5 protein-coding genes are annotated in these 6,264 nt (G+C 55.8%); 2 read left to right on the plus strand and 3 right to left on the minus strand.

The window, feature by feature from the left end; genetic code table 11:
* Nucleotides 1–1,563: an efflux RND transporter periplasmic adaptor subunit gene (locus FOI68_RS10460; protein ID WP_255433428.1), complete on the minus strand. Its 1,563-nt coding sequence runs from the start codon at nt 1,561–1,563 to the stop codon at nt 1–3.
* Nucleotides 1,564–1,766: 203 nt separating this feature from the next.
* On the opposite strand from FOI68_RS10460, the gene FOI68_RS10465 reads away from it, so the two are divergent.
* A complete protein-coding gene (locus FOI68_RS10465; protein WP_029098190.1) occupies nt 1,767–2,441 on the plus strand; it encodes a response regulator transcription factor in 675 nt (224 codons plus the stop codon).
* Entirely contained in the window at nt 2,434–3,822 is a 1,389-nt protein-coding gene (locus FOI68_RS10470) for a sensor histidine kinase (RefSeq protein ID WP_255433429.1), read from the plus strand. Before FOI68_RS10465 ends, FOI68_RS10470 begins: the two co-directional genes overlap by 8 nt.
* Before the next feature lie 172 nt (nt 3,823–3,994).
* On the opposite strand, the gene FOI68_RS10475 is transcribed toward FOI68_RS10470, so the two are convergent.
* Nucleotides 3,995–5,098, minus strand: a complete 1,104-nt coding sequence (locus FOI68_RS10475) for an HD-GYP domain-containing protein (RefSeq protein ID WP_143863121.1) — start codon at nt 5,096–5,098, stop codon at nt 3,995–3,997.
* 156 nt (nt 5,099–5,254) lie between these two features.
* Complete coding sequence (locus FOI68_RS10480) at nt 5,255–6,226, minus strand: tyrosine-type recombinase/integrase (protein ID WP_044899917.1); 972 nt, start codon at nt 6,224–6,226, stop codon at nt 5,255–5,257.
* Nucleotides 6,227–6,264: the final 38 nt, after the last annotated feature.

Here is a 6,264-nt window from a genome sequence, read left to right on the forward strand (position 1 = left end):
TTATCGATTCCCTCTCATGCCGCCGCCGAATCCTCCGCCGGGGCCTCCCATCCCGCCAAAGCCCGGGAATCCCCCCATGCCGTTTGGCCTGCTGCTGCTGGAGCCGGAGGAGGCGGTGTTCTCAAAGGTCAAAACCACTTGATCCCCTTCCTGCAGACCGGACGTGATTTCCACCCGATCGGAGCTAAAGTAACCGATGGTGACCGGCTGGAAGCGGAAACGGGGAGCAGCCCTGCCCGATTCTGCGCCTCCCGTTCGGGTCGCGCCGGCCTCTCCCTTCGCCGATGCGAGGTACACGCCATCTTTCCCGTTCTGGGTTTTCAAGGCCGCCGCCGGGACGTACAGCACATTTTCGTGCGTGCCCACTTCGATGCGCGCGTTCACGGTCATGCCGGTTTTCAGCAGGCCGTCCTTGTTGTCGACGGACAGGAGAACCTGATACGTGGTGACCCCTGAGTCGGTCGTCGCTTCCGGATAAACCAGCTTCACCTTTCCGGCAAAGGTTTGATCGGCGTAAGAAGTGGTGGTGAAGGTGGCCGGCAGCCCCGCCTTCACTTTGCCGATATCGCTTTCGCTGATTTGCGCCAGGACCTCCAGATTGCCGGAGTCCGAATTATCCATGACGATAAACGGATTGGACGGACTTTCCCCCACATTTCCGTTTATCTGCACAATCACCCCGTCCATGGGCGCTTTCAGGGTTACGTCCTGCAGGGCTTTTACCTGCTGCTGCCACTGCGCCTCCGCCTGTGCCACCGCGGCTTGTGCGGACTGCACGGCCGAGGGGTCCGGCCCCGCTTTGGCTTCCTGCAGGTCGGCTACCGCCGTTTCGTACGCGGCCCGCGCCTGTTCCAGGTCGCTCCTGGATTTCGCTTGTGTCTGGCTGCGGGCCAGCACGGCGCTGTTGTACTCGAGCTGCGCCTGGTCCAAACTGCTCTTGGCTTGATCGAATTCGCTTTTCGAAATGATACCCTGACTGTACAGGGCGCTTTGCGTGTTGTAGGTCTTTTGCGCGTTTTGCAGGTTGGCTTTGGCCTTTTCCAGGTCGTAATCAGCCTTTTTTGTGTCGAACCCGCTTTGGGCCGCGTCCAATGCGGCCTTCGCCTGGTTTACCTTCGCCTGCAGCGCGTTGATTTCCGCCGCGGTCCTGGGCTTTGTCACTTCGGCCAAATGGGCCTTTGCAGACAGGAGGTTGGCTTCCGCATTCTTCACCTGTACGCGGGCTTCGGAATCGTCCAGCTCGGCCAGCACTTGTCCGGCCTTGACACGGTCGCCAATTTTCACGTGGATCGATTTGATGACCGCGCTGCTGCTCGCAGCGGATAGCGAAACGCGCTTGGAGGCCTGCACGGTTCCCGATGCGGAGACCGTTTCCGTTACGTTCCCCCGCTTGACGGTTTCCACTCGCATCACGGAGGCGGCGCTTTGCGGAGACGTCCATTTCTGGTAGGCAAAGATTCCCGCCCCGCCCAACAGGACAGCGATCAAACCGATCACCACGATGTGTCTTTTGTTTTTTCTGGGCAAGAACAGCGCCAGATTTCTCTTGGCATACTCACTCACGCGGCATTCCCCCTACACGTATCTGACAAGTCCTACCCGCTCATTATAGGCAGCAACGGTGAAAAAACGGTGAAAAGGGAGACGCCGTCCTGATCCGAAGCGGCCGAAAGCATTTTTTCACCCATTTTTCATTGAAACCGTGTAGCATGGAGAGAATAATGAAAAAAGACACCATTTCATGTTTTTGGCAAGGAGTGTCTCCTTTGAATATTTTGCTGGCCGAAGACGACATTCGACTGGGTGAACTGATCGTGTACATGCTGAAGAAAAAAGGAGGCTATCAGGTTGAATGGGTGACACAGGGAGACGATGCCTTCGACTATGCCCTGCACGCCCACTTTGACATCCTGATTCTGGACTGGATGCTGCCCGGGGAAGAAGGGGTGCGTGTAGCCAGCCGGCTGCGCCAGCAGGGATACGCCGGCGCCATCCTGATGCTGACGGCAAAAGACGCGCTCCAGGATCGCATCGAGGGGCTGGACTCCGGAGCCGACGACTACCTGGTAAAACCGTTTGAAATCGAGGAACTGCTCGCCCGCTTGCGCGCATTGGCACGCCGCAATTTTGCCCCGATTCAGGAGCAGATCGTGCACATCCACACGATCACCGTCAATCTGACCAACCGCACGGTCCATGATGGCGAAAAGGAAATTCACTTGACGCCGCGGGAATATCAGCTGCTGGAACTGCTGATCCGCAACAAGGGACAGGTATTGTCACGAGAGGTGATCTTCGAGCGCATCTGGGGACTGAATTCCGACGTGTCCATGAAAACGATTGACGCCACCGTCAAATTGCTGCGGAAGAAGCTCAACGGCGACGGCGAGACGGAGATTATCCAATCCATTCGCGGGGTGGGATACAAACTTGATGATTGACTGGTTCTCGCGTCGTCGTTTTTGGAAAAAGGATCTGTTTGTGCACACACAAAACCGGCTGACCGTCCAATACAGCATTTTACTCATGGTCTTCCTCACCCTGTTTATCGGCGTTGTTTACGTTCTCGTCGACATCGGCATTTCGTATGAACAAAAGAGACAACTGCGGATGATCACCGAACAGGAAGTCAAGCTGATGGAAGAGGCGCTGCGAGACGGCAGCCTGAGCCAGGAAGAGTACGACAATCTCAATCGGGTTCGGGAAAGCCGGAATCAATTCTTTTACTATGTGGTGGACGCAAACGGACAGCTCCTGTTTGGCGACGAATTCATCCCCCGGGCCAAGCCGCAGATCCTGGAGCTTGTCCGGGGATGGATTCCCGCCGCCAACGAAGTCCGGTACGGGACCGTGACCGTTCCGCCTCCACCCCGGCGAGGAAAGCCGCTGCCGCCGATGGACGGGCGGCTCGAGCTCATGATGACGGGCCGCCCCGTTTTTCAGGGCGTGCAGATGAAGGGGATCTTCTACACGGGAATCGACATCTCGTTTACCAACCATCTCCTCAAACGGCTGCTCACCATATTGACGGCCTTGGGCATCTTGTTTCTGGGGATCGCGCTTTTGCTCAGCTATTTCATGTCCAAGCGAGCCATGATCCCGATTCGTCGGTCCTTTCAGCGTCAACGGGAGTTTGTCGCCGACGCTTCGCACGAGCTGAGGACCCCGCTCAGCATTTTGCAGTCCTCTCTGGATGTGTTCGAAATGGAAGAAGGCGAGCAGCTTTCCGCTTTTGGGCGAAACGTCCTGTTCAACATGAAAGATGAGGTCAGACGGATGACCAAACTGGTGAGTGATTTGCTGACGCTGGCGCGTTCCGATTCCGGCCACCCCGATCTGCAATGCGAATACGCCGACGTGATCCCTTCCGTCGAACAGATGATGCGGTCCACGCAAACCGTGGCCGCCTCAAAGAAGATCGCCCTGAAGCTGGATGCGCCGCCGGCGGTGATGGTGTACGGCGATCATGAACGGATCAAACAACTGCTGTATATCCTGCTGGATAACGCCATCAAGTACACGCCCGGCGGCGGGGAAATCCAGGTAACCCTCTCCGTTGACGAAACGGAGAATCCCCCCGTCTTGTGCCTCTCCGTCCGGGACACCGGCATCGGCATCCCGCCTGAGGAGCAGAACCGCATCTTTGATCGGTTTTACCGGGTCGACAAAAACCGGTCGAAACAAATGGGAGGAACAGGCCTGGGGCTGGCCATCGCCAAATGGATTGTGGAAGCCCATCACGGCACGATCACCGTGGCGAGCACCCCCGGAAACGGAAGCACCTTCACCGCCAAAATCCCGCTGCATACCCCCAAAGCGTAACGGCTGCGTTGCGCTTTTTCTTTTCATACGGCATCACAGCCGGCGGAAAAACGATTCACGCCTCAAACAGCGGCCCCGACGACGAAAAAAGTTCACGCCCTTGTTCCCCCGGAAACAAGAGCGTGAGCGTGGGCATGTTATTGACGCTGCGCCGGAGCGTCTTGCGATGCCATTACCCCGACAACCGGTTGACAATCACCACATCCAGATTTTCCTGCAGGTCAACCTTGTACGGGAAGGGGACGACCGAACCGTCCGCTTCCTGAATAACGGTGACCACGGGCCTGTGGGCCAACCCCGAATGCACGGAAGAGACGACGCCGATCTGGCCATTGCTCAGCATGACCTTGCTTGCTACCGGATAAATCGAGATATGGGTGAGGAATAGTTTGACCAGTTCCAGGTCAAAGAAATAGTTCCCCGCGGCAGCCAAATATTCGCTCGCTTCGGCGGGCGTGTACGGCTTCCGATGGTACCGCGGCGAGATCATCGCATGGTAGACGTCGGCAATGGCCACAATCTGGGCGTATTCGTGAATCTCCCCTTTTTTCAGTTTGTGGGGATACCCGCTGCCGTTGTATCGTTCGTGGTGCTGGAGCGCGCACAGCGCCGAACGCTTGGGAACATCCTCCCGCTTCACCAGCTTGTTGTACCCCGCCGCTGTATGGTACTCCAGCACTTTCTTTTCCTCCGGCGTGAGCGGACGGTTCCTTTTGATCAGTTCGGCGGGAACGTCCAGCATCCCGCAATCAAACAGGAACGCTCCAAAAACGAGTTCATACAGTTTGTGGCGATCGTATTGCTTTACCGTCCCCAGCATCCCTGAGAGCACCGCCACATTGATGGAATGGTCAAACAAGAATGGGTCCTTTACGTACATGTCTGCCAACTGCCCGAGCAAAAATTCATGGCGGACCAGCTCCTCCAGGATGCTTTCGAATACGTGCACAAAACGCGCTTCGATCACGGGAACGGACATCCGTCCTCGGACTTTGTCGGAATTCGCCAAATGGCTCAAGGTATGATACACCTTTTGAACCGATTCCGAACGGTCGTGAACCTGCACCGCCGGGCGTGGACGTTGGGGCTTTTCTTCCTGCTCGTCGATGACGACCACCGTTTTGATCCCCATCTTCCTGATCTTTTTGATGTACCCCTCCGTCAACTCCGTTCCTGCCTCAAGCAGTTTCACCCCATTCGGCAGCGTGACGGGTTGAGCAAGAACACTGCCGATCATCAGTTGCGAAACCGGAATTTCCTTCAATGGCCGCATCATCCATCCCCCCTCGCTCCTAACGCAACCGCGAAATTCGACAAAAAATCACAAATACAAACAGTACATGTTAAAATTTGTCGTACAATGTAGATTATACGACACTTTTATAGTACCATAGACCCATGACATTTGGTTATATGTCAAACACAGTTTCCCCTAACATCCCCATTGTTCGCAATCCGTGCCTTGAATAATATCGGCAATCCCTTTTTCGACAAAATCCGGGGCGGCCTTCTCCAACAGCTTGATCGTATGCAAATACCGCTGCGTTGTGTTGAGCTGGGAGTGGCCCAGGTTTTCCTGCACCTGTTGGAGGGTGGCCCCGTTCAGTAGAGCCAGCGTCGCATTGGTATGCCGGAGCCAATGGGGCGTAACTCGTTTGTGCAGCCGGCATTTTACGCGTGCCTTTTCGATAATCCGCTCCACTTGACGGCTTGTGATGGGAAACAGTCTGCTGCCCGTGGACAGGCTGTTTCGGTTGGCGCTGATCATGCGCCACAACAAAGCCGGAACCTTGACCTCCCGCGATTTTCCCCCTTTCCCGTTGGGGATCGTCAGCCAGACCGACGACTCCGACGGATCCGTATAAAAATCCTCCCATTTGACAGCGGTCAGCTCTGACACCCGCAGCCCCAGGAGAACCAGCATGAGGCCGATCAGGTAATCCCGTATGCCCTGCTCTCTCAGTGCCGCCAGCAGTTTCGAGAGATCTGTCTTTGTCAGGTAATGATTCATGCTGGTTACCTTGACGCGGGGAATGCGGATGCATGTGGAAGGATTATGGCTCATAAAGCGAATGTTCGGGTCGCTTGCCCATTTGTAGAACGAACGAATGGAGGACAACTGGGTGGCGACGGTTGCGGGAGAAAGAGGCCGCCCGTTTTTTGAAAAGGTTCCCACCATGAGGTGCTGCTTAAATTCCTCGATGTCCCTCCATGTCGCTTCCCCCAACTGTTTCGGGGCAATGAAGGCCTGGAAACGCCTCAAGGACAAGGCGTAATTCTTGATGGTGTGTTTGGAACGGTCATTGACCGACAAAAACAACTGAATGAGCTGGTTGTCCGAATAACCGTGCGCCCTTCTGGCCGACCGGTTTCTTGCCGAGAACGAAAGCGAATTGACAGACATGGAAATTTCCTCCTTCAGACTATCTACATTGTACGACA

Source organism: Brevibacillus sp. LEMMJ03, from assembly GCF_007197875.1.
GTDB lineage: Bacteria > Bacillota > Bacilli > Brevibacillales > Brevibacillaceae > Brevibacillus > Brevibacillus thermoruber.